The sequence below is a fragment of the Microbacterium sp. BLY genome (assembly GCF_017939615.1).
Lineage (GTDB): Bacteria > Actinomycetota > Actinomycetes > Actinomycetales > Microbacteriaceae > Microbacterium.
This window is the reverse complement of sequence record NZ_JAGKSR010000001.1, coordinates 829,356-851,872: the sequence shown is the minus strand read 5'-3', so window position 1 is coordinate 851,872 and position 22,517 is coordinate 829,356. Positions and strand designations below refer to the sequence as shown.

General features: G+C 70.8%; 18 protein-coding genes. 6 read left to right on the top strand and 12 right to left on the bottom strand.

Annotated elements, in window-relative coordinates; genetic code table 11:
- Window positions 1-6: 6 nt before the first annotated feature.
- A complete protein-coding gene (murJ, locus tag KAF39_RS04370) occupies window positions 7-1,623 on the bottom strand; it encodes a murein biosynthesis integral membrane protein MurJ (protein ID WP_210676122.1) in 1,617 nt (538 codons plus the stop codon).
- The gene (locus KAF39_RS04365) at window positions 1,616-3,811 is read right to left on the bottom strand and encodes a DUF6049 family protein (RefSeq protein ID WP_210676121.1); all 2,196 of its coding nucleotides are present in this window, start codon (window positions 3,809-3,811) and stop codon (window positions 1,616-1,618) included. Before KAF39_RS04365 ends, murJ begins: the two co-directional genes overlap by 8 nt.
- Before the next feature lie 97 nt (window positions 3,812-3,908).
- Between KAF39_RS04365 and KAF39_RS04360 the strand changes: the two genes are divergently transcribed.
- The 3 genes from KAF39_RS04360 to KAF39_RS04350 all read left to right on the top strand — a co-directional run bounded on the left by KAF39_RS04360 (window position 3,909) and on the right by KAF39_RS04350 (window position 7,263).
- A complete protein-coding gene (locus tag KAF39_RS04360; protein ID WP_210676120.1) occupies window positions 3,909-5,417 on the top strand; it encodes a methyltransferase in 1,509 nt (502 codons plus the stop codon).
- A 28-nt stretch (window positions 5,418-5,445) separates the two neighbouring features.
- The gene (locus tag KAF39_RS04355; RefSeq protein ID WP_210676119.1) at window positions 5,446-6,504 is read left to right on the top strand and encodes an LLM class flavin-dependent oxidoreductase; all 1,059 of its coding nucleotides are present in this window, start codon (window positions 5,446-5,448) and stop codon (window positions 6,502-6,504) included.
- Window positions 6,505-6,612: 108 nt separating this feature from the next.
- The gene (locus KAF39_RS04350) at window positions 6,613-7,263 is read left to right on the top strand and encodes a dihydrofolate reductase family protein (protein ID WP_210676118.1); all 651 of its coding nucleotides are present in this window, start codon (window positions 6,613-6,615) and stop codon (window positions 7,261-7,263) included.
- 8 nt (window positions 7,264-7,271) lie between these two features.
- Here the strand turns inward: KAF39_RS04350 and KAF39_RS04345 are convergent, their stop codons facing one another.
- Window positions 7,272-9,035 carry an alkaline phosphatase family protein gene (locus KAF39_RS04345; protein ID WP_210676117.1) on the bottom strand — a complete coding sequence of 588 codons (1,764 nt, stop codon included), beginning with the start codon at window positions 9,033-9,035 and terminating at the stop codon, window positions 7,272-7,274.
- A gap of 126 nt (window positions 9,036-9,161) precedes the next feature.
- On the opposite strand from KAF39_RS04345, the gene KAF39_RS04340 reads away from it, so the two are divergent.
- A complete protein-coding gene (locus KAF39_RS04340; RefSeq protein WP_210676116.1) occupies window positions 9,162-9,878 on the top strand; it encodes a Crp/Fnr family transcriptional regulator in 717 nt (238 codons plus the stop codon).
- 102 nt (window positions 9,879-9,980) lie between these two features.
- Complete coding sequence (locus tag KAF39_RS04335) at window positions 9,981-10,439, top strand: hypothetical protein (protein ID WP_210676115.1); 459 nt, start codon at window positions 9,981-9,983, stop codon at window positions 10,437-10,439.
- A gap of 50 nt (window positions 10,440-10,489) precedes the next feature.
- Here the strand turns inward: KAF39_RS04335 and KAF39_RS04330 are convergent, their stop codons facing one another.
- The 9 genes from KAF39_RS04330 to KAF39_RS04290 form a co-directional block, all read right to left on the bottom strand.
- Window positions 10,490-11,533 (bottom strand): ABC transporter ATP-binding protein, encoded by a 1,044-nt coding sequence (locus KAF39_RS04330; protein WP_210676114.1) that lies wholly within the window; start codon window positions 11,531-11,533, stop codon window positions 10,490-10,492.
- Window positions 11,533-12,333, bottom strand: coding sequence for an ABC transporter permease (locus KAF39_RS04325; RefSeq protein ID WP_246878225.1), 801 nt, complete (start codon window positions 12,331-12,333; stop codon window positions 11,533-11,535). Before KAF39_RS04325 ends, KAF39_RS04330 begins: the two co-directional genes overlap by 1 nt.
- A gap of 2 nt (window positions 12,334-12,335) precedes the next feature.
- Entirely contained in the window at window positions 12,336-13,163 is an 828-nt protein-coding gene (locus tag KAF39_RS04320) for an ABC transporter permease (RefSeq protein ID WP_149083976.1), read from the bottom strand.
- A complete protein-coding gene (locus KAF39_RS04315; protein WP_210676113.1) occupies window positions 13,160-14,242 on the bottom strand; it encodes a polyamine ABC transporter substrate-binding protein in 1,083 nt (360 codons plus the stop codon). Before KAF39_RS04315 ends, KAF39_RS04320 begins: the two co-directional genes overlap by 4 nt.
- Window positions 14,243-14,284: 42 nt before the next feature.
- Window positions 14,285-14,755 (bottom strand): DUF3830 family protein, encoded by a 471-nt coding sequence (locus tag KAF39_RS04310; RefSeq protein ID WP_149083974.1) that lies wholly within the window; start codon window positions 14,753-14,755, stop codon window positions 14,285-14,287.
- Complete coding sequence (locus KAF39_RS04305; RefSeq protein ID WP_210676112.1) at window positions 14,752-15,510, bottom strand: gamma-glutamyl-gamma-aminobutyrate hydrolase family protein; 759 nt, start codon at window positions 15,508-15,510, stop codon at window positions 14,752-14,754. Before KAF39_RS04305 ends, KAF39_RS04310 begins: the two co-directional genes overlap by 4 nt.
- Window positions 15,507-17,003: an aldehyde dehydrogenase family protein gene (locus KAF39_RS04300; protein ID WP_246878224.1), complete on the bottom strand. Its 1,497-nt coding sequence runs from the start codon at window positions 17,001-17,003 to the stop codon at window positions 15,507-15,509. The genes KAF39_RS04305 and KAF39_RS04300 overlap by 4 nt, the downstream gene beginning before the upstream one ends.
- A gap of 109 nt (window positions 17,004-17,112) precedes the next feature.
- Window positions 17,113-18,138: an Lrp/AsnC family transcriptional regulator gene (locus KAF39_RS04295; protein ID WP_149083971.1), complete on the bottom strand. Its 1,026-nt coding sequence runs from the start codon at window positions 18,136-18,138 to the stop codon at window positions 17,113-17,115.
- A 202-nt stretch (window positions 18,139-18,340) separates the two neighbouring features.
- Complete coding sequence (locus KAF39_RS04290) at window positions 18,341-20,902, bottom strand: metallophosphoesterase family protein (RefSeq protein WP_210676110.1); 2,562 nt, start codon at window positions 20,900-20,902, stop codon at window positions 18,341-18,343.
- A 146-nt stretch (window positions 20,903-21,048) separates the two neighbouring features.
- Here KAF39_RS04290 and KAF39_RS04285 point away from each other — a divergent pair, with 146 nt between their 5' ends.
- Window positions 21,049-22,476 (top strand): CCA tRNA nucleotidyltransferase, encoded by a 1,428-nt coding sequence (locus KAF39_RS04285; protein ID WP_210676109.1) that lies wholly within the window; start codon window positions 21,049-21,051, stop codon window positions 22,474-22,476.
- Window positions 22,477-22,517: the final 41 nt, after the last annotated feature.

Below are 22,517 nucleotides of genomic sequence, written 5' to 3'. Positions count from 1 at the left end.
CCCGCGTCAGCGGCCGGGGAGGAAGCGGCGCACGAGCCGTCCGCCGGCCTTCAGCTCCGGGGCGCGGAAGACAGCGAGGATCGCGACGTAGACGAGCACGACGACGAGGCCGATGACGGCGGTCGCCAGGGTGCCGGGAATGACGCCGGATGTCGCCCATCCCGTCGTCCCGCCGAGGAGGAGGAAGGTGCCCCAGCCGGCGACACCGGCCGGGATCGCGGCGATCGCGAAGAGCGCGAGGGCACGCATCCACGAGAGGACGCCCAGTCCGCCGATCTTGCGATGCAGCAGCCAGGTCGCCACGATCGTCTGCAACGTGCTGGCGATGGACTGGCCGAGAGCCACGGCGGCAGCCAGCTGGGTCAGGGCGATGACCTCTGCGAACAGGAGCGCGGCCGCGCCCAGCGCGGTCACGACGATCAACGTGCACTGGAAGATCGTGAACCAGAAGGGGGTGCGCGTGTCGTTGTAGGCGTAGAAGGTGCGCTGGACGATGAACAGGATCGTGAGCGGGATGAGGCTGATCAGATAGCAGAGGAGGACGATGGCGGCGCCCTCGGCATCCGAGGGGCTCTCGGTGAACACGCGGGAGGCGGGGATCGCCGCGGCGGCCACCGCGGCGACGGCGGCGACGATGAAGAACAGCAGCGTGCGGATGCTGCGCGAGATGTCCCCCCGGACCTCGTCATCGCGACCTGCGGCGGCGTGTTCGCTGATCTGCGTGAAGTACGGGGTTCCGATCGACAGGACGATGACGGAATACGGCAGCATGAAGATGAGCCACGCGTTCGTGGTCACGGCGAGGGACGCCCCGGTCCCGGACGCGTTGCTGACGATGTTGCCCTGGAGCACGCCCGCAGCCAGGGAGGCGAATGCCATCAGGAACGTCCATCCGGCGAGCTTGCCCACGTTGCCGAGCCCGACGCCCCGCCACTGGAAGTCCGGGCGCAGGGAGAGGCCGGTCCGCCGCCAGAACAGCAGCAGGATGAGCGCCTGCACGGCGATGCCGAGGGTCGCCGTGCCGCCGAGAGTGGCGATCATCTCCGGCGTCCAGTCGGCGGAATCGCGGGAGACCGGCGAGAACGCCCATCCCAGGATCAGGAATCCGATGATGGAGACGATGTTGTTGACGACGGGGGCCCAGGTGAACGGCCCGAAGATGCGCCGCGCGTTCAGCGCCTCGCCCAGCAGCGCGTAGAGACCGTAGAAGAGGATCTGCGGGAGGCACCAGTAGGCGAGTGCGGTCGCGAGGGCCTCGGTGCTGGGCGAGAACCCGCCGGCCACGATCTCCACGAGCCAGGGAGCGGCGATCGTGGCGACCGCAGTGACGGCGACCAGCACGACGGTGCCGAGCGTGAACAGCTTCGAGATGAAGGCGTTGCCGCCGTCGGCGTCGGCGGTGGCCTTGACGATCTGCGGCACGATCACCGCGGTGAGAATGCCGACGGAGATGAGGGAGAAGACGCTGTTCGGCAGGGTGTTCGCCGCGGCGAAGGCGTCGGCCGGACCCGATCCGAACGAGCCGATCACCGCCACGAGGATGATGCTGCGCAGCAGCCCGGTCACGCGGGACACCATGGTGCCGGCGCCGATGATGGCGCTGGCGCGCCCGAGACTACTCACGCGACTCCTTCGTGGGAGGGGCATCCGGGCCGTCGGGGCTTTCCTGCACCGCGGCTTCCGCTTCCTTCTCCTCGATCAGTTCCTCGACGGCGGCCTCCACGGCCTGCTCCTCGATGGCCTCCCGACGCTTCCGGCGCACCGTGCGCACCACGCCGAGGGCGATGAGCAGCACGGCGAGGCCGCCGAAGACGACGAGGCCGATGGTCTCCCATTCCGCCCGCACGGCGACACGGATGGTCTGCTCGGACTGGATGGGCACGCCGGTGGGGCTGGTCAGGCTGAGGCGCAGATCGAGCTCGCCACTGCCGACACGAGCGGATACCGGCACCTTCGCGCGGGTGGTCGAGTTGGCCTGCACCTCCACGTCGATCACCGGCGTCACCTCGAGCCGCGGATCGCTGGGTGAGGCGTACAGGCGCACCGTCACCGGCCACGGGAGGTCGTTGCGCACGGCGATCGGGAGATCGGCGTTGGCCGTGAGGAGCTGGATGGTGCTGGAGGCGGGGATGTTCACCGCGTCGAGGGTCTCCACGGTGCGGGCGCGGTGGGCCGCGACCTTCTCGGCGAACGCCTCCGCGGATGAGCCGACCGCGATCGTGCGCAGGATGCGCAGGCGCTCCGGGCTCAGCAGCACGAGGGGGTCGTCGAGGATGGTGGCGAACGCGGTGAGGGAGCCCTCGTCGGCGAGGAGGTTCGACAGGTCGGCGGCGCGCGGCGCGGCCGCGGTCTCCGGCACTGTGACCGGGACGGCGGTCGTCGCCCGCACGCTGGAGAGTTCGAACCCGATCGAGTCCGCCGCGGAGACGGCATCCCGAAGGGCTTCGGCGGAACGGTTCTCGTCGCGCTCCAGACCGATGAGCAGGGGCATGCCCGGCGCTCGCTTACCGGCGAGGAACAGGCGCGCCGCCGCTTCGGCGAGGAGTCCCTGGCGGGGCGCCGATGCGGACTCGGCGGCAGCGGCGGAGAGCGCCGAGGAGGTCGCCGCGTCGGTGACGAGGAGATCCTGTCCACCGGCGGTCGCATGCGCCGCGCTCTGCCCGCCGACCGTCTCGGACGACACCACGGTCGTGGCATTCCGACCCAGGTACCGCGAGAACGCGGCCAGGTCGGTCTGGGTGAGGTCGCTCTCGGGCCACACGATCCCCGGGATCGCCCCCTCGATCTCTCCCAGCTCCTCATCGGTCGGAAGCGCGGGACCCTCGGTCGGCAGGGGAGAGGGGCTCTCGGTCGGTCCCGGCGTGCTCGTGGGGGTGACCGCCCGCTGCTGCGGGAAGGCCGCCGGGTCGAGCAGCGATGTGAGCGGCAGGGGCGCCAGCGCCTCCGGAAGACCGGCCTGGGCCTGCACCGTGAGGTCGGCATCGCCGAACTGCAGGGCGAAACGCGTGTTCGGGAGCTCGTCGAGCCGGGCGATCCAGTCGGTCGCGGACGAGGGGGCGGCGTTGCCCAGCGCGCGGATGGACGCCAGGATGGCGGGATCGATCGCGAGCACGGCCGTCGTGCCGGCGACGCCGTCGAGCTGCGCGGTGAGGTGCCCATCCGGCGCGGTGAGCTCGGTGAGCTCCTCCGCACTCAGGAGGGCGCCGCCGGCGGGGGTCGCCGTGATGGGGACGAGGACGCCGATCGTGCTCGTCGGCGTGGACGTGACGACGAGCACGCTCGTGGCGGTGGTGTCCCACGTGGTGCCGCGCTGTCCGTCCCCGTCGTCCGTGCGAGCGTCGCTTAGAGCGGCCCGCAGCGGGTACACCCCCGGCGTGAGGGTTCCCAGCGTCTCCTCCGGCACGAACACGGTGGTGGTCGCGGACCCGCCCGCCTCCGCCGCCTTCGTGGCCTCGTCGCCGAGGGGGAGGAAGGCTCCGGAGGCCTGCCCGTCGTCCAGCCACGCGGTCACCGCGTCGTCGTCGGCGAGCGGCGTGCTCCCCAGCTCGATCTCGACGCGCCCGGCGGAGAGCTCGGAATCCGTCTCGTTGTCGATCGTGACGACCGCCGACGTGGACGTACCCGGAGCGACCGTGCCGCGCAGACCCGCCGACACGTGCAGTTCCACCCGCTTGTCGTCATCGGCCGCCGGCTGATCGGCCGCCAGCGCCGAGCCGGGAACCCCCAGGGCGCAGACGCCCGCGGCGACCACGAAAGCCGCGAGCCGGCGCACGCGCGCGCGGAGGCCCGTGTCGGGAGTGGTCGCGGTCATGAAGGTCTTCCTCGAACGCCGGGGAGGAGGCGGATCGTGAGTACTGACCCTGTGATTCTAGGAGGCCGGACAGAGGAGAACCCTGAAGACGCGTAGAGTGACGGCCGTGTCCGACACCCCCACCCCCCGTCCCGACCCCCTCCGCAGTGCCGCGCTCGCCGCGGATCTCGACGCCGCCGACCTCCGTTCCGAGCCGCTGCGGCGCCTCTGGGGCGAGGAGGCGGACGATGCGCTGGCCCGCGGCCTCCGCGAGCCCATCCTGCGGGCGATCGCCGGAGACGAGGGGCCTCTGGCCACCCTCGGGCGGCTTCTCGTACTCGGCCTGCCGCAGCCCCGCGCGGCGGTGGAGCGTGCGCTGCCGACCCTCGGCGCCGACGGGCTGGCGGCGCTGGGCCTGGCGGTCGTCGACGCGGACACGGTGACCCCGGTGGCGCTGCTGCGCCCGCAGTCGTTCGTCGACGAGGACGGCGTGGGCGAATGGTGGATCGCCAGCGACCTCGACGAGGTCGCCCTCGACGGCCCGCTGCCCGCCGACCACGTCCTGGGTGTCGGCGGTGCCTCCCGTACGCTCGCGGAGACGATCGTGCCGTTCGAGGTGGATCGTGCGCTCGACCTCGGCACGGGATGCGGCATCCAGGCGCTTCTGGTCGCGCGCCGTGCGCGCGCGGTGGTCGCCACGGACATCTCGCACCGGGCCCTCGCCTACGCAGAGCTGAACGCGCAGCTCAACGGGGTCACCACCATCGACTTCCGTCATGGCAGCATGTTCGAACCCGTCGCCGGCGAGGCCTTCGACCTCATCGTCTCGAACCCGCCGTTCGTGATCACGCCGCGCTCGCAGGGCGTGCCGGCGTACGAGTACCGCGACGGCGGTCTGGTCGGCGACGCGCTGGTCGAGCAGTTCGTGCGCGCGGCCCCCGCGCATCTGACTCCCGGCGGCATCGCCCAGCTGCTCGGCAACTGGGAGTCGCGGAAGGGGGTCGCCGGCCTCGCCCGCCTCGACGCGTGGGTGCCGGCCGACCTCGATCTGTGGGTGGTGGAGCGCGAGGAGCTGACGCCTCTCGGCTACGCGGAGCTGTGGATCCGCGACGGCGGCACCACGCCGCGCGACCCCGCCTTCACTCCCCTGCTGCGGGCGTGGCTCGACGACTTCGACGACCGAGGGGTGACCGCGATCGGCTTCGGGTACGTGCTCCTGCGCCGCGGGCAGGGAGGGCCGCTGCGCCGATCGGAGCGGATCTCGCAGCCGGTGTCTGGGGTGGGCGCGGCGCTCGCGCTCGGCCTCACCGCGCACGACGCGCTCGCCGCCGGGCTGCCCGAGACGCTCGTCGTCGCCGCGGACGTGACCGAGGCGCGGCACCTGCTGCCCGGCAACGACGACCCGAGCGTGATCGAGCTGCGGCAGGGAGGCGGCTTCGCACGGACCGTGGCGGTGGACCCGGCGCTGGCCGGCTTCGTCGGAGCCTGTGACGGCGAGCTGCAGGTGCTGCAGATCGCGCCCGCCCTCGCCGACCTCTTCGAGGTGCCGTTCGCGCAGCTGTGGGCGGAGCTCGAGCCGCGCATCCGGGGACTCGTGCTCGACGGCTTCCTCCTCCCGGGGGAATAGTCCCGGCTTCCATGCGTTCGAATACACCATGAAGGCTTTCGGATTCCTCTCGTTCGGGCACTACGCCGACGTGCCGGGCTCGGCCACGCGCACCGCCGGCGACATGCTGAAGCAGACCATCGAGATCGCCGAGGGCGCCGATGAGCTCGGGGTCAACGGCGCGTACGTCCGCGTGCACCACTGGGCGCGCCAGGCCGCGTCGCCGATGCCGCTGCTGGCCGCGATGGCGGCCCGCACGGAGCGCATCGAGGTCGGCACCGGTGTCATCGACATGCGCTACGAGAACCCCTTCCAGTTCGCGGAGGAGGCGGCCGCGCTCGACCTCATCGCCGACGGCCGCATCGCCCTCGGCGTGAGCCGGGGGTCACCCGAGACGGCGCTGCGCGGCTACGAGACGTTCGGCTTCCGCGACGAGGAGGACCCGGAGCGCGGCAGCGTGCTCGCGCGGGAGAAGTTCGAGATCTTCCTGCGTGCCATCGATGGCGAGCGCCTGGCCCCCGGCGACCCCCGGATGGTCGGTGCCGGGCAGTACCTCGCGATCGAGCCCCAGTCGGCCACACTGCGCGACCACATCTGGTGGGGGTCCGGCTCCCGTGCCACGGCCGAGGAGACCGGCCGCAAGGGCCTCAACATGATGAGCTCGACGCTGGTGACCGAGGCCACCGGCCAGCCGTTCCACGAGCTGCAGCGCGAACAGATCGACCTCTTCCGTTCGGCCTACCGTGAGGCCGGCCACACCGGCACGCCGCGCGTCTCGGTCAGCCGCAGCGTGTTCCCGCTCGTCTCCGACACGGATCGTGCGTACTTCGGGCTGCGCAGCGAGGAGAACGCCGACCAGATCGGCATCATCGACGGGTTCCGCTCCACGTTCGGCAAGACCTACGCCGCCGAGCCCGACGTGCTCATCGAACAGCTCCGGCAGGACGAGGCGGTCATGGCCGCCGACACCCTCATGCTGACGATCCCGAACCAGCTCGGCCCGGAGTACAACCTCCACGTGCTCGAGGCGTTCGCCGAGCACGTCGCCCCGGCACTGGGGTGGAAGCCGAACACGGAGGGCCCGGTCCAGGGCGACCCCGTGGCCTGATCGAGTGAGCGACGGGGTCCGCGCTCCGCTCTTGACAGCGGCTCCGGCACCCCCGACCCTGGGGACGGTGCGCCGACCGGCGCCCGTCCCCCTCGTTTCGGAGGCATCATGACCCGCGTGCGCGTCGACCTCAACATCACCCTCGACGGCTTCGCCACGACGACCGACCAGACCCCCGAGAATCCCTTCGGTGAGGACTGGGGGCGGCTCACCGCCGCATACACGGCCACCCGGACGTTCCGGGAGCGGGTCTTCCACGACATCAGCGGTGCCGGCACCACCGGCGTCGACGAGAAGTACGCGGCCCGGTACTTCCAGGGGATCGGCGCCGAGATCATGGGTGCCGGGATGTTCGGGCTGCACGCCAACCCCGACGACCCGGACTGGCGCGGATGGTGGGGCGAGGAGCCGCCGTTCGAGGTGCCGGTGTTCGTCCTCACCCACACGCCGCGCCCACCGATCGAGTTCGCGAACGGGACGATTTTCCGCTTCCTCTCCGCGAGCCCGGAGGAGGCGCTGCGGGAGGCCGTGGCCGCGGCCGGAGACGCCGACGTCCGGGTGGGCGGGGGCGCCCGCACGGTCCGGGAGTTCCTGCGCGCCGGCCTCGTCGACGACCTGCACGTCGGCATCACCCCGATCGTCACCGGCAGCGGGATCCGCTTGTGGGACGACCTGCGCGGCCTCGAGACCGGCTATCGCGTGACCTCCGAGGTGGCGGAGTCCGGCGTCACCCACGTCACGTTCTCCCGCGAGGGCTAGGCGAGACCTCAGCGGGGAGGCCCGAACAGCTCCTCACCGTGCTCGTGGAGGAGACGGTACGCGTCCGCGAACGTCTCCGGCTCCGGCTCTCCCGGCGCGCCGTAGCGCGCGAGGAGCAGTCCGAGCAGGCCGCGAGCCGGCGGCGTGAGCGGTTTGAGGTGGTCGTCCTCGTTCGGCTGCGGGGCGCCGTCCTCCGGGTTCGGCGGTGTGTACGCGGGCGTCGTCACCGGCCAGTCCGCCGGGTGCCGCGGCTTGTCGAGATTGACCACGTTCATGAGTGTGTTGGCGGACTGGTCCCGGTCGTTCAGCGGTTGCAGCCCGTGCAGGCGCGAGAGCGTCGCGGTGACCGAGCCGTGGTGCATCTCGTCGTGGATGATCGTGCCCCGACGCGTGTACGCCGACACTGCGATCGCCGGCACGCGGCAGCCGAGACGATCGAAGGTGAAGCCCATCTCCCCGGCGCCCGTGTCGGGCGTTGGTGTGGTGACCGCCGGCGGGGGCACATGGTCATAGCAGCCGCCGTGCTCGTCGAATGTGATGAGGAGGAGGGTGTTGACGGCGTTCGATCCGCCCGGTGTCGCGCTCGTGCGCACAGCCTCGTAGATGTCGTGGATGAGCCGATCGCCCGCGCGCACATCGGAGATGGCGCTGTCGTACACCGGCCGGCCGGCCATCATGCTGTCCCGCGGCTTCCCGAACGGCGGGTGGAAGTCGTTGTGGTCGTAGACCATGCGGGGCTCGATGAAGGCGTACGCGGGCAGGGTGCCGTTCTTCGCGTCGGCGTAGAAGTCCTCCATGGTGCCGAAGTGATCCGTGCGCCAGTGCTTCTCCAGCACCGCCGCATGCAGCATCCCGGTGAAGGAGACGAGTTGGAGCCGGTCGATGTAGATGCGCCAGCTGACCTTCTTGTCCTCCAGGCGGTTGAACACCGTGGGGGCGGCGGGCGCGTCGAGCCACTTGCGGTATCCGCCGCCGCCCTGATTCGTCACGAAGCCGTGTGACGTGGAGGCGTGGAAGAACGAGCGATTGCAGAAGGTCTGCGAGGGCACCGCGGCATACCAATGGTCGAAGACCGCGAACTCCGCGGCGAGGGTCGACAGCACGGGGAGCATCTCCGGCGAGAACGAGCCCATGATGTGGCGGGCCTCATCCAGGCTCGGTTCCTTCCCGCCGCGCAGACGCCGGAAGTTGATGAGGTAGTCGTCGAGGAAACCGGACATCGTGGCCTCCTCCCCGTGGGCGGGCGCGTTGAACGGGGCGCTCATCTCGTCGACGAAGAGGTCGGCGTTCGACTTCGGATCGACGGTGCCGAAGATCTGGGTGTTGACGTGCGGGTACTCCTCGCCCGGGTCGGGGTCGGGCAGGCTCATGATGCGGTCGGTGTCGCCGCGATACACGTGGGCCTCGACGACCGTCCCGTCGGCCGCCGTGTTGCTGTGCGACCCGAACGCCAACCCTTCGAACTTCTCGCCCGACGGCAGGGTCTCGGCCGTGTAGAGGTACCCGAGCAGGTTGTCGAAGGACCGGTTCTCACCCATGACCACCACGACATGGTCGAAGCCCGGTTCGCTGCGCGGCGTCAGTGCGGCGAACGGATCGGGCTCGTCCGCGAAGCCGCTCCTGGTGCCGCCCCCGGCCACCGTCGCCCCGATCGCCGCCCCGCCCGCGCCCCCGATGACCGCGCCGGCGAGGGCGGCTCCGCCGGCTTTCAGGAATCCGCGACGGGAGGCGTCACGAGGGGAGGGACCGGGGGTGTCGTCGTCGTCGACCATGCCGCGATCCTACGACCACGGGTCTGCGCCTCCGGTGCGAAATACTGCTTTTCGCGTCATGTTCCGGGCTTCACCGCGTCTCTCCGGTGGTGCCGGCGCACGTGCCGGCACCGAGAGGGAGAGACGATGGGCGATTGCGGATTCGACTGCCTCCGGGATGTGGACCTCTTCGCGGACCTGTCGGCAACAGAGCTCGCTGACCTCCATCGGCAGCTCCTGACCCGCACGTACCTCGCGCGCGAGACGGTGATCGACCAGGGACGGACGACGCAGGCGCTGTTCGTCGTCCGCCGCGGCCGGGTGCGCATCTTCCGGCGATCGGAGCAGGGGCGTGAACTGACCATCGCGATCCTCGGCCCCGGATCGATCTTCGGCGACATGTCGCTCTTCGGTCAGCACATGGGGGGCAACGGTGCCGACACGCTGGAGGCGACCGAACTCTGCCTCCTCGACACGGCCCACGTCCGCCGACTGCTGCTGGCGGACGGGCGGATCGCCCTCCGGATCGTCACGCTCCTGAGCCAGCGGATCGAGGGCCTGGAGACGCGGCTGGCCGACATCTCCTTCCGTCCTCTCGCCGCGCGGATCGCGGCCGCACTCATCGACGCCGGCGAGCGGCGGCAGGGCGACCGAGTGCTCGTCCGTCTGACGCAGGCGCAGCTCGCGGATCTGCTCGGGGCGACCCGGGAGAGCGTGAGCCGCATCCTCGCGCAGTTCGCCGCCGCAGGCCTCATCGTCCGCCGCCGGGGCAGCGTCATCGTGCTCGATCGGCGCCGGCTGACCGCCCACGCCCGTGACCTCGCGCCGGCGGCCGAGCACCGCAGCACCGGCCTCGTCGCGTGACGCGCGAACGATCTCGCTCCCGTGTGAGCCGGATCACGGACGGGCCCCGCCGACCGGACGTACCGTGGCCGTCCGGACCATCCGGAGAAAGTGGTTGACACGATGAAGAAGAAGTTCCTGTCCGTTGCTGCCGTCGGCCTCGCCGCCACCGCTGTCGTCGCGCTCGCGCCGGCCGCGCAGGCCGCCGAGACGACCTCTACCACCGTCACGCACCAGGTGTCGGCACGCATCGTCGACGGCACCGTCACGGTGCCGTCGGGCTCCGCGTACACGTTCTCGATCGTCGTCCGCAACGACGGCGCGCAGGCCGAGACGGTCGCGGTGAAGCAGGCCTTCCTGCAGACCGACCGCGCCACGGTCGTCGACGCGGGCGGCCTCACGGCGACCGCCGCGGGTGCGACGGGCACGGTCGTCGTCCCGGCCGGGCAGACCGTCACGATCCCCGTGACCGCCACGATCGGCTCGACCCTGGGCAATCTCAACAACTCGGTGACCGTGCAGGCGACCGCGGGCGGCAGCAGCTGGCTCGCGTGGGACGCGAACGTCATCACCGCGGGCTGATCCCGACAGACGAGGGCCCGGTCGGCGCTGCCGACCGGGCCCTCCGGTGTTCACGCGGCCGGGATCCAGAGGACGGCGCCGTCGCGCCAGCCGAGCCCGGCGGCACCCTCCGGCAGGGCATCCTCGTGCCGAGGGCGCACCACCCGGAGCCGGCGCCCGGCGAGTTCGACGATGTAGACCACGTCCGCACCGCGATACACGTGTGCGATGACCTCGACCGGAACCGGCGCATCCGGGCCGGCGACGGCCGACAGGCGCAGATCCTCCTGCCGCAGCACGACCTCACCCGAACCGTCCGGCCCGGCACCCGTCAGCGGCACCTGCACGCCCGTCCCGTCGATGGTCGCGACCGCTCCGGACCGCGTCGCGGGGAGGAGGTTCGCTGCCCCGATGAAGTCGGCGGCGAACGGGGTGCGCGGCGCACTGTAGAGCTCCGCCGGAGCGCCCTCCTGCTCGATCACCCCGCCGTTCATGAGCACGATGCGGTCGGAGAGGCTCATCGCCTCCTCCTGGTCGTGGGTGACGAAGACGGTGGTGAGGCCGAGCGTGCGGTGCAGCTCCTTCAGCTCGACCTGCATGTCCTCGCGGAGGCGGGCATCGAGGTTCGACAGCGGCTCGTCGAGGAGGAGGACACGCGGCTCGAACGCGATCGCCCGCGCCAGGGCCACACGCTGCTGCTGGCCGCCCGACAGCTGCGCCGGCATCCGGTCGGCGAGGTGGCCCATCTGCACGCGCTCCAGCGCCCGGACGGCGAGCTCCTTCTGCTCCGCCTTCGGCTTCTCGCCGGACATGCGCAGACCGAAGCGCACGTTCTCGACCACGCTCATGTGCGGGAAGAGGGCGTAGCTCTGGAACATCATGCCGAGATGACGCTTCTCCGGCGGCAGCTTCGTGACGTCCTGCCCCGCGATCTCGATCGTGCCGCTCGTGGGCGACTCGAGACCGGCGATGCAGCGCAGCAGCGTCGTCTTCCCGCAGCCCGACGGGCCCAGGAGCGAGACGAACTCGCCGGACCGCATGGAGAGGTCGATGCCCTTGAGCACCTTCGTCCCCTTGAAGTCCTTGGTGAGAGCAGTGATGGTGAGCGTTGTCATCAGACGAACAACCTTCCCAGGCCGATGATGCGTTCGAGGACGATCATGAGGACGACGGTGAGCAGGACCATGAGGGTCGAGACGGCCGCCACGGTGGGCGACGTGCTGAACTCCAGCTGGCCGTAGATGGCGATGGGCAGCGTCTCCAGCTGCGGGGTGCGCAGGAAGAGGGCGATGACCGCATCGTCGAACGAGATGTTGAAGGCGAAGAAGGCACCGGCGGCGATGCCCGGACGGGCGATGGGCAGCACCACGAGACGGTAGCGGTTCCACGTGCTGGCGCCCAGGGTGCGGGCGGCCTCCTCCGTGAAGTGGTCGGCGCGCGTCATCACCCCGGTCACGGTCCGCATGACGTAGGGGATCGCGATGACGACGTGGATGGCGATGAGCACACCGACGTTCGGCGAGCCGATCGTGAGCGAGGCGATCGACAGCGCGCCGATCGCCAGGATGATCGTCGGGATCGTCAGCGGCGACATCAGCAGCGCCTGGATCGCCGCGCCGCCGGGGATGCGGAAGCGGGTGAGCGCGAGCGCGGCCGCCGTGCCGACGGCCGCCGCGAGGATCGCGACCGTCACCCCCACGACCAGGCTCAGGCGAAACGGCTCGAGATAGGTGTCGGACGTGAGGGCGTCCACGTACCAGTCGAGCGTGAAGCCCTGACCGGGGAAGGTGAGGAACCGGTTCTCGCTGACGGACGCGCCGGCGACGACCAGCAGCGGGACGAGCATGTACAGCGTCACGACGACGCCGAGGAGGATCGCCAGGATGCGGCCGAGGATCGGGACGGAACGGACCATGGTCACACCTTCTGCTTCCCGAGACGGGACGTGCCGGCGAGCACGAGCATGACGCCCGCGAACAGCAGCACGGCCTGTGCGGCCGCGAACGCCCAGTCGAGGTTGGTGGTCGCGTCGACGTAGATCGTCTGCGCGAACACGGGGATCTGCGAGCCGCCGATGAAGCGCGGCGTGATGAACGAGCTCACGGAGAGGACGAACACCAGGGAGGCGCCCGCGACGATGCCGGGCACGGACAGGGGCAGCACGACGTGGCGCAGCGTGCGCCAGAACCCGGCGCCGAGCGTCCGGGAGGCCTCCTCCAGCTGCGGCTTGATGCCGGAGATCACGCCGAGGATGCTGAGCACCGCGAACGGCAGCAGGACCTGCACCATCGCGATCACCACACCGGTCTCGGTGCCGAGGAAGCCCTGCGTGCCGCCGACGAGGAACTCCGCGCCGGGGATCTGCATCATCAGACCGGCCGGTCCCATGAGCACCACCCATCCGAACGTGCGGACGACGACGCTCGTCATCAGCGGCAGGATGACGACGATGAGGAGGAACGAGCGCACCTTCGATCCGGCACGCGCCATGATGTACGACAGCGGGATGGCGATGACCAGGGTGATCACCGTCTGGATCACCCCCAGGCGGAGCGAGCGCAGCGCCGCCTGGAGGTGATACTCACTCGCGAACAAGCGGGTGAAGTTGTCGAGGGTGAACCCGCCTGCCGGCGATTGCACGCTCATGAGAAGCATGCCGGCCACCGGGGTGAGGAAGGCGAGCGCGAGCAGCACGATCGCCGGCAGGAGCAGGAGCCAGGGCTCCTTACGGGTTCGGACGCTCATTTGGTGATCAGCGCATTCCACTCATCGGTCCAGGCCTGACGCGACGCGGCGATGTCGCCCGGGGCGTAGACCACGACGTCGTCGAGCTCGTCGCCGGTGAGCACGGACTCGGCCGCCTCGTCCGACAGCTCGGCCTTCGTGTTGACGGGGGAGTAGCGCATGTTCTCCGCGAAGACGGCCTGCGCTTCGGGGCGCAGCTCGTAGTCGATGAAGAGCGTCGCCAGCTCGGGGTTGTCCCGGCCCTCGACGACGTTCGCCGTGATGAGCGACGCGGTGGCGCCCTCCTCCGGGACGATGAACTCGACGGGCAGACCGGCGTCCTGCAGGGTTCCCGCGTAGTCCATCGCGTACGGCGCGAGCCAGGTGCCGCGCTGGGCGAAGGCGGTCTGCAGGTCGGGCGACGTCGGGACGACGATCGCGTCACCCGACGACGCCAGCGCGCCGAGGTCTTCGATGGCCGCGGACGGGTCGTCGATGCCGCCCCCGAGCGTGTCGGCCACGCGGAGCATCGACAGCACGCCGTACGTGTTCGAGAAGTCCGTCAGGGCGATGTGCCCGGCGTAGGCCTCGTCGAACAGGTCCTCCCACGAGGTGGGCGCCGGGGCGTCCGCGTCGGTGTTGTAGACGAGACCGATCGGGGCCAGCTGGATCACCGGACCCTCGCCGCGCTCGAGCCCGGCGGTCGCGATGTCGATGAGGTCACCCGACTCGGACAGGTCGTCGACGGCGATCGGGGCGATGAGGCCCTGCTCCGCGGCGGTGAACTCCTGCCCGCCGGAGAAGTGCACGACGTCGATCTGGGGGCTTGCCTTCTGGGCTGTGACCTGCGCGAGAGCGTCGGCGCTGTACAGGGTGATCAGCTCGACCTTCGCGCCGGTCTCCTCCTCGAACGGGTCGACGACGGCCTCGATGAAGGCCTTCTCCCAGTCGCCGCCGAACGACGTGACGACCAGGGTCTCGCCGGCGAACTCCTTGTCACCACCGGACGAGGACTCGCCGTCGCCGGACGCGCAGCCGGCGAGGACGAGGGCGCCGGTGGCGACGAGCGCTCCGGCGGTGAGGATTCTACGGGTGTTCATGCACTGCTCCTTCGGGATGGGTCCAGCACGGGGGGTGGACGCCTAGACCAGGCGTCCGATGGTGAGCTGCTTCGCTCCGTCGATGCGGATCGCGGCGCTCTCCTGAGCGAACTCCGCGAGTCCTTCGGTGATGCCGGCCCAGATGTTGACGGGTGTCCATCCGAGGGGGCCGAGAGTACGGGCACCACGATCGTAGAAGACTCCGATCTCGTACCACTCGAACGGCAGGCCGCCCATCTGCATGGGACGCTGCCAGTACCACTGCAGATCGCCCGGAGCGGGCACCACCTGCTGGTTCTCCGCGGGCACGGCCTCCGGGTCGAAGTTCTGCGCCTCCTCGGGGAGGCCGACCATGACCTCGGGCCCGGCGTACATGGCGTGCATGGCCTGCATGGTGACCGGCTTCTCCAGCGCACCCCACATCGCCTCGCACGTGCGAGGGGCGAGGTCCTCGAACAGGGTGGCCACGGCGCGGACGCCGTTGTCGTACTCGAGGAAGACCTGCTTGGTCATCGTGTTCCTTTCTGGGCAGCGGACGGTTCCGCTGCGCGTTCACGGGCGGCCGCGACGTACGCCGCGAACAGCGGGCGCTCCTCGGCGGCCTCTTCGGGGGCGATCATCTTCTCGGGGTGCCACTGCACCGCCCAGAAGGCCCAGTCGTCGTCGGATTCGACGGCCTCGACGATGCCGTCGGGCGCCCAGGCGACGGGGCGCAGACCGGGAGCGGGAGCATCGACGGCCTGGTGGTGGATGGTGTTCACGACGCGGGACCGCGTCCCGTAGAGCGCGGCGAGGCGACTGCCCTCCGCGAACGTGACGGGGTGTCGCGCGGAGAGCTGCTCGTCGGCGCCGCGCACCGGATGGTGGTGCTCGGTGGCGGGGATGTCGACGATCAGGGAACCGCCGAAGGCGACGGTGCAGACCTGGAGGCCGCGACAGATCGCGAGCACCGGGAGACCGCGCTCGCGGGCCCCGAGGGCCAGCGCGATCTCGTAGCCGTCGCGGGCCGAGTCGTAGGACTTCCCGTCCTGCGGTTCGGCGCCGTAGTGGGACGGATGCACGTCCTCCCCGCCGGAGAGCACCAGGCCGTCGAGCCGGTCGAGGACCTCGTCCACGCCGGCGGTCGGGGGCAGCAGCACGACGGCGCCGCCCGCGGCCTCGATCGGCGCGGCGTACTCGGTGCCGAGACTGTGCGCGGGCCGGCCCGTGCCGAGGTCGGTGTCGATGGAGCGGCGCCAGGTGGTGATGCCGATGAGCGGGCGGGTCACGACAGCTCGATCCAGGTGGTCTTCAGGTCGGTGAACTTCTCCATCGCGTGCAGGCTCTTGTCCCGCCCGAAGCCGGAGCCCTTGACTCCGCCGAAGGGAATGGTCATGTCGCCCTCCTCGAAGCAGTTGACCCAGACGACTCCCGCCTTCAGACGCCGGGAGAGCGTGTGCACCGCGTTGAGGTCGGCGCTCCACAGCGCGGCGGCGAGACCGTACTCGGTGCCGTTGGCGATCGCGAGGGCGTCCTCCACGTCGTCGTACGCGATGACCGACAACACGGGGCCGAAGACCTCACGGCGCGCGACCTCGTGCTCCGGGGTCACCCCGAGCACGACCGGGGCGAAGTAGCTGCCGCCGTCGACGGCCGCGAACCGCTCGGCGGTGCCGGCCGCGAGTTCGGCGCCATCGGCCTGCGCGCGGGCGACGAATCCGGCGATCCCGGCGAGCTGCTTCTCACTGACGATCGCGCCCATCGACGTGGACACGTCGAACGGGTCGGCCGGGAGGGTGGTGTGCGCCACCTCCGCGGCGATCTCCAGGGCGCGGTCCCGCTGCGCCCGGGGGACGAGCAGCCGGGACGAGGCGGTGCACATCTGCCCCTGGTTGTAGAAGCAGCCGTCGGCGGTCGCACGGACGGCCCGCTCCAGATCGGCGTCCGGCAGCACGAGGCTCGCGGTCTTCCCGCCGAGCTCCGGCCACACGCGCTTGCCGTTCGACGCGGCCGAGTATCCGAGGAACCGTCGGCCGACCTCGGGCGAGCCGGTGAACGTGACGACGTCGACGTCGGGGTGCTCGCCGAGGGCACGGCCGGCGATGTGACCGGCGCCCGGGGTGACGTTCAGCACACCGGCCGGGATGCCGGCCTCGTGGGCGAGCTCGGCCAGGCGCAGGGCGGAGAACGTGGTGTGCTCGGCGGGCTTGAGGACGACGCTGTTGCCGACCGCGAGTGCGGGCGCGAGCTTCCAGGCGGTCATCGTGAGCGGGAAGTTCCACGGCACGACGGCGGCGACGACGCCGGCGGGTTCCCGGGTGACGAGGGCGAGACTGCCGGGCGCGGTGACCGGGAGCTCGTCGAGCACCTTGTCGGCCGCCTCGCCGTACCAGCGGAAGCAGGTGACGACCGCCCGCAGCTCGGTCTGCAGGGCTTCGCGGACCGGCTTGCCCATCTCGAGAGAGATCGTGAGAGCGAGCTCCTCGGCGTTGTCGTGGATCGCCTGCGCGAAGGCGATCAGGCGCTGTCCGCGCTCGCGCGGGGCGATGCGCGACCAGACGCCGGAGTCGAAGGCGGCGCGGGCGGAGCGGACGGCGCGGTCCACGTCGGCGGGGGAGGCGGCGGCGACCGGCGGCAGGGAACGGCCGTCACGGGGGCTGACCGGCGCCAGGGGCTCGGCGGTGCCGTCCTGCCAGGCGCCGTCGATGAACATCCCGGTGCGCAGGGACAGCGCAGTCGCGCGATCCGCCCAGTCGTCTCCTGTAGCCGTGAACACGATCATCCTCTCCCGGGGTGTTGGCCCTGGAGAGGATACTCGCCCTATTTCGCCACTAGGTCAAGGTGTGGCGAACGATCTCGCCATTTCTTTACACGTCCGTAACAGAATCGGCCTATAGGCGAATGGCTCCCGTCGGCATGTCCTGCGCCAGCGCCTCCGGGGCCTCGTCGACGATCAGCGAGCCGCGCAGCACCGGCGTGATCACCACGAGCGACTCCACGACCTCCAGCCCGTCATGACCGGCGACCGAGGGGCCGGTGAGGAAGTCGTAGAACTCGTCCGCGTCGCGCACGAGCACGTTCATGAGCAGCTGTGACGTGCCGGTCGTCGCGACGACGAACTTCACCTCGGGGGCCGCCGCGAGAGCGGTGCCGACCTTCTCCAGCCGGTCCATCGGCACCCGCAGCCACACGAGGGCCTCCAGTCCGAGGCCGAAGAGGCTCGGCACGATCTCGGTCCGCGGGTGCATGAGTCCGCGGCGGTTGAGCGACTCCATCCGACGGCGCGTCGTAGTGACGTTCAGGCCGAGCGCTCGGGCGAGCTGCGCGACCGGCATCCGCCCGTCCTTCAGCAGCAGGCGGATCAGCGCCTCCTCGTCCGCGCTCAGGGCATCCGCCGGATCGACTTCGGAGCCCGACGACTCGTCCAGCATCCGCACCTGCTCGTCCGACAGCACCCCCACCCGCCAGTCGTGCCCGGAGCGGAAGAACTTCAGCACCGTGGTGACGTTGATCGACGCGATGCCCTCGACCTCGGGGAAGTCCGTGAACAGCAGCTCGCGGATCGACGCGTCGTCGTGGGGGAGGAGCATCCCGGCGATGTCGCTGCTGCCCTCGAGGACCGATACGGACGACGCGTCGGCACGCCGGGCGAGGGTGCGGGCGACATGCCACAGCGCATGCGGTTCGGTCGTGATGCGGAACAGCACCGCCCGCGCGTGGAGCACGCGGGCCGGGTCGACGTAGGTCGAGACGCGCACCAGTCCCCGGTCGAGCAGGCGTTGCCCGCGGCGGGCGACGGTCCGCTCGGGGAGGTCGACCGCGCGGGCGATCTCCCCCCAGGACGCGCGGCCGTTCACCTGCAGGGCCGCCGCGACGATCCGATCGGTCTCATCGGCCAGGGCATCGTTCGCAGGCACGGGTTCTCCTTCGCGGGTCGGGCACGTGAAGGTTATCCCAGTCCCGCGGCGCGTCCATCGTGCACATCTCCGGAGATTCGTGTCGACACGCCGGGGCCGCCCTCCCGGGCGCGGCGTGTCGGCTGAGATCTCCTGAGTTGTGCACGGGAGGGACGGCACGGGCGCCGCCGGAGGACCGGCGGCGCCCGCGGAGGGGGACGGGTTACTCCGTGTCCGTCGACTCGACGACCGCGGTCGCACGGCGGCGACGCAGGGCGAACAGGCCGAGGCCGGCGGCGAGCAGCACGATGGCCCCGATGACGAACGGCATGCTGTCGGCGCCCGTCGTCGCGAGGTCGCCGTCGGTGGCGCCCCCCGAGCCGCTCTCGCCGGGGACGACCGCTCCGCCGCCCGCCGCCGCGGTGACGGTGAGCGAGGCGGTGACCTCGGTGCCGTCGGGACGGATCACGGCGAGCGTGTGCGTGCCGGCCGGGGTGCCGGCGGGGATGGTGACCGTGCGGGAGAACGTCCCATCCGCCGCCGCCGTGACCGTGCCCAGCGAGACCGGGTCCGAGCGGAGTTCGAGCGCCAGCTCAGCACCGGCCGCGAAGCCGCTGCCCGACACCGCGAGAGTGCCGCCGGGCGCGACGGACGACGCACCCAGCTCCACCGTCGCGGGCGTCTCGGGCTCCGGCTCCTCGGTGACCGGCGGGGTGACCCCGGCCTCGGTGACCCACTTCTCACCCGCGTCCGACTTCGTCACCGTGAACGTGTCGTAGACGGCGCCGACGGGGAGGTCGGTCGACGCGTCGGCGGTCTTCTCCGCGAGGTACGACCGGTAGACGAGCTGGTCCTTCGAGACGTCGATGACCTGGTAGGTCGTGACGCCTTCGCCGCGCAGCACCTGGGTGGCGCCGTTGTTGGTCCAGACGTTCTTCTCCGGGGTCTCCAGGTCGTAGTGCTTGGCGCCCGAGTTCGACACGACGTAGACCGGCCCGGTGGTGAGTCCGGCGGTGTCGGTGGCGTCCGTGTTCACATAGCCGCGGGCGTACGTGTGATCGTGACCCATGAGCACGAGGTCGATGTCGTTGCGCTGGAACACGGGCAGCCACTCGGCACGGAGCACCGGCTCGTCACGACCGGCCGACGCGGAGAACACCGGCTGGTGGAACGTGACGACGTTCCACTTCGACGGGCTGTTCTGCAGCAGGAGATCGAGCCACGCCGCCTGGAAGCGCGTCCACAGGGTGCCGATCTGCGACGAGGGGCAGTCCGCGCCCGTGCAGGACGGGAGCCCGGCGGGGGTGAGGAAGGTCGTGTCGCGGGTCGCGTTCAGGGTGATGAAGCGGACGCCCTGGTAGTCGGTGTAGTACGCCGTCTCGGCGGCGAACGAGCTCCAGTGGTCGAAGAACGCCCGGTACTGCTGCGCGACCTCCGAATCGCCCTTCGCCAGGTTCGCCAGTTCCCCGATCGAGCTCGTGGAGGGGTTGTTGTGCGGGTACTCGAACGCGGCCTTCCAGGCGGTGAGGAGCTTGTCGCCCGAGTACTCGTGGTTGCCGGGAGCCGCCATCACGTTGGTGCGCACGGCGGAGTCCTTCATGCCCTTGAACCAGTTGACCCACTCGTTCTCGTTGCTGGACGTGTTGATGAGGTCACCCGCGTGCACGGAGCCGATGGATCGCGGCGCGTTCGCCTCGGCCTGCTTCACGACGCTCGGCCACGTGGTGTCGAGACCGATCTGCGCGTCGCCGTAGTAGATGAACTGGAAGTCGCTCGCCTTCGGGTCCGCCGTGCGGAACTCGTACCAGTCGCTCCAGCTGCCGGGCAGACCCACCCGGTAGCGGTACGCCGTGGCGGGGGTGAGGTCGGTGACCGTCGCCGAGAAGTGCTTGTTCGGGTTGCCGTTCACGACCCCGGCATCGTACGCGTCGACCGTGCGGGTGTCGCCGCCGGACGCGAGGCCGATCTCGACCTGCCCCATCGTGTGCGAGGCGTCGCCGGCGAGCCACGAGAACGACTGCGAGACCTCGGGCTTCTCGGTCGGGGTGAGGATGACGCGCGTGGGCGGGGCGACGACCGGCGCACCGGGGTCGGCGGCCTCGACGAGCGTGAGCGACGACATGTCGAAGTAGATGTCGGAACTCGTCGCGCGGTCCTGGAACAGCGACACCGCGATGGTGTTCGTGCCGTCGTGGAGGAGGTCGCCCTCGGCGCTGAACGTGCTCGTCAGGGGGTCGCCGTTCGAATCGCCGGCGTACTCCACGTTGGCCGTGTCGGTGATGCGCCCGTCGACGTAGCGGGCCACCTCGGTGCCGTTGATCCACACGATGATCGCGTCGTCGAAGGTGACGGTGCTCTGCAGGGCGGCGACCTGCGCGGCGACCCCGGGCTCCAGCTCGAACGTCGTGCGGAAGAAGTACGTCGGCACGGCCGGCGCCTTCACGCCGTCGAGGTAGTGGGTGAGCAGCGTCTTCGGGGTCTGCGGTCCGACCGGTGCGAGCGCGCCGTTCTTCGCGCCGAAGCTGCCGGGCGCCGTCTTCCAGGCGCTGTCGTCGTACGCGGGCAGCGTCCAGTCGCGCAGTGCGGCAGGGGCGGGCGACGGGTCGGAGCCGTCGTCGAGGTAGTGCCAGGCGGTGTCGCCGGTGATGAGCGAGCCGGTCGGCACGTCGGGGTCCGGCGCGGCGAGGGCCGCGGGAGCGACGACGGCGCCGCCGAGCACGGCGAGCAGCGCGACGGACGTCAGTCCGCGACGACGCCACCGGACCGCAGGGGTGGAGGAGGTCATGTCTGTCCTTCGTGGTGGGAGTCCGTGCTCAGCCGCACGGGGCGCCCCCAGCCCAGCGGAGCCGGATGACGACCGACTGACATCGAGGCGACGGGCAGGTGAACGCAGCCGGGAGGGGGGAAAGCCGGGCCGGTACGCTGGAACCCATGCTCAACATGGCCGACGGCCTCGCCCGCCTGGGCGCGCTCGCCGAGAATCCCGTCGTCCGCACCCTCGCGGAGGCTTTCGACGAAGCCGGTTTCGAGCTCGCCGTCGTCGGCGGCCCGGTCCGCGATGCGCTGCTCGGCCGGGAGACCCACGACCTCGACTTCACGACGAACGCCTCGCCCGACGAGATCCTCGCGATCGTGAAGCCGGTGGCCTCCGCGCATTGGGACATCGGTCGCGCGTTCGGGACCATCGGCGCCCGGGTGCGGGGTGAGCAGGTCGAGATCACGACGTACCGCGCCGACAGCTATGACGGCGTCACCCGCAAGCCGACGGTGGAGTTCGGCGACTCGATCGACGGCGACCTGGTGCGCCGCGACTTCACGGTCAACGCGATGGCCCTCCAGGTGCCCGCGGTGAAGCTCGTCGACCCGACCGGCGGTGTCGAGGACCTCGTGGCGGGAGTGCTGCGGACGCCGACGGACCCCCGGGTGTCGTTCGGCGACGACCCGCTGCGGATGCTGCGGGCCGCCCGCTTCAGCGCGCAGCTCGGCTTCACGGTCGAGGAGGACACGGAGCGGGCGATCACCGAGCTCCGCGAGACCCTGACGATCGTGAGCCCGGAGCGTGTGCAGTCCGAGCTCGTGCGCCTCATGCAGACCGACGACCCCGTCCGCGGCATCCGGGTGCTGGTGGAGACCGGACTCATCGACGAGTTCCTCCCCGAGGTCAGCGCCCTCAAGCTCGAGGTCGACGAGCACCACCATCACAAGGACGTCTACGAGCACTCGCTCACCGTGCTGCGTCAGGCCATCGCGCTCGAGCACGCCCGGAATCCCGGAGCCGCGCCGGATGTGGCGCTGCGGATCGCCGCCCTGCTCCACGACATCGGCAAGCCGCGCACGCGCAAGCTGGAGCCCGGGGGAGCGGTCACCTTCCATCACCACGACGTGGTCGGCGCCCGCATGGCCCGCAAGCGGCTGCAGGCCCTGCGCTTCGACTCCGCGACCACGGATGCCGTGGCGACCCTGATCGAGCTGCACCTGCGGTTCTTCGGCTACGCTGAGGGGGCGTGGACGGATGCCGCCGTGCGCCGCTACGTCCGCGATGCCGGCGATCTGCTGGAGCGCCTGCACATCCTCACCCGCGCCGACGTGACCACGCGCAACAAGCGCAAGGCCGCCCGCCTCGCTGCTGCTTACGACGACATCGAGTCGCGGATCGCGGCGCTCCGTGAGCAGGAGGAGCTCGACGCGATCCGTCCGGAGCTCGACGGCAACCGCATCCAGGAGGTCCTCGGCATCACACCGGGACGCGAGGTCGGCGAGGCGTACCGGTTCCTCCTGGATCTGCGCCTCGACGAGGGCGTGCTGGGCGAGGCCGTCGCGGAGCAGCGTCTCCGCGAGTGGTGGGCTTCGCGCAGCTGACCTCCGTCGACCCACCCCCTTCCGTGCCTCCCGGCCCCTTG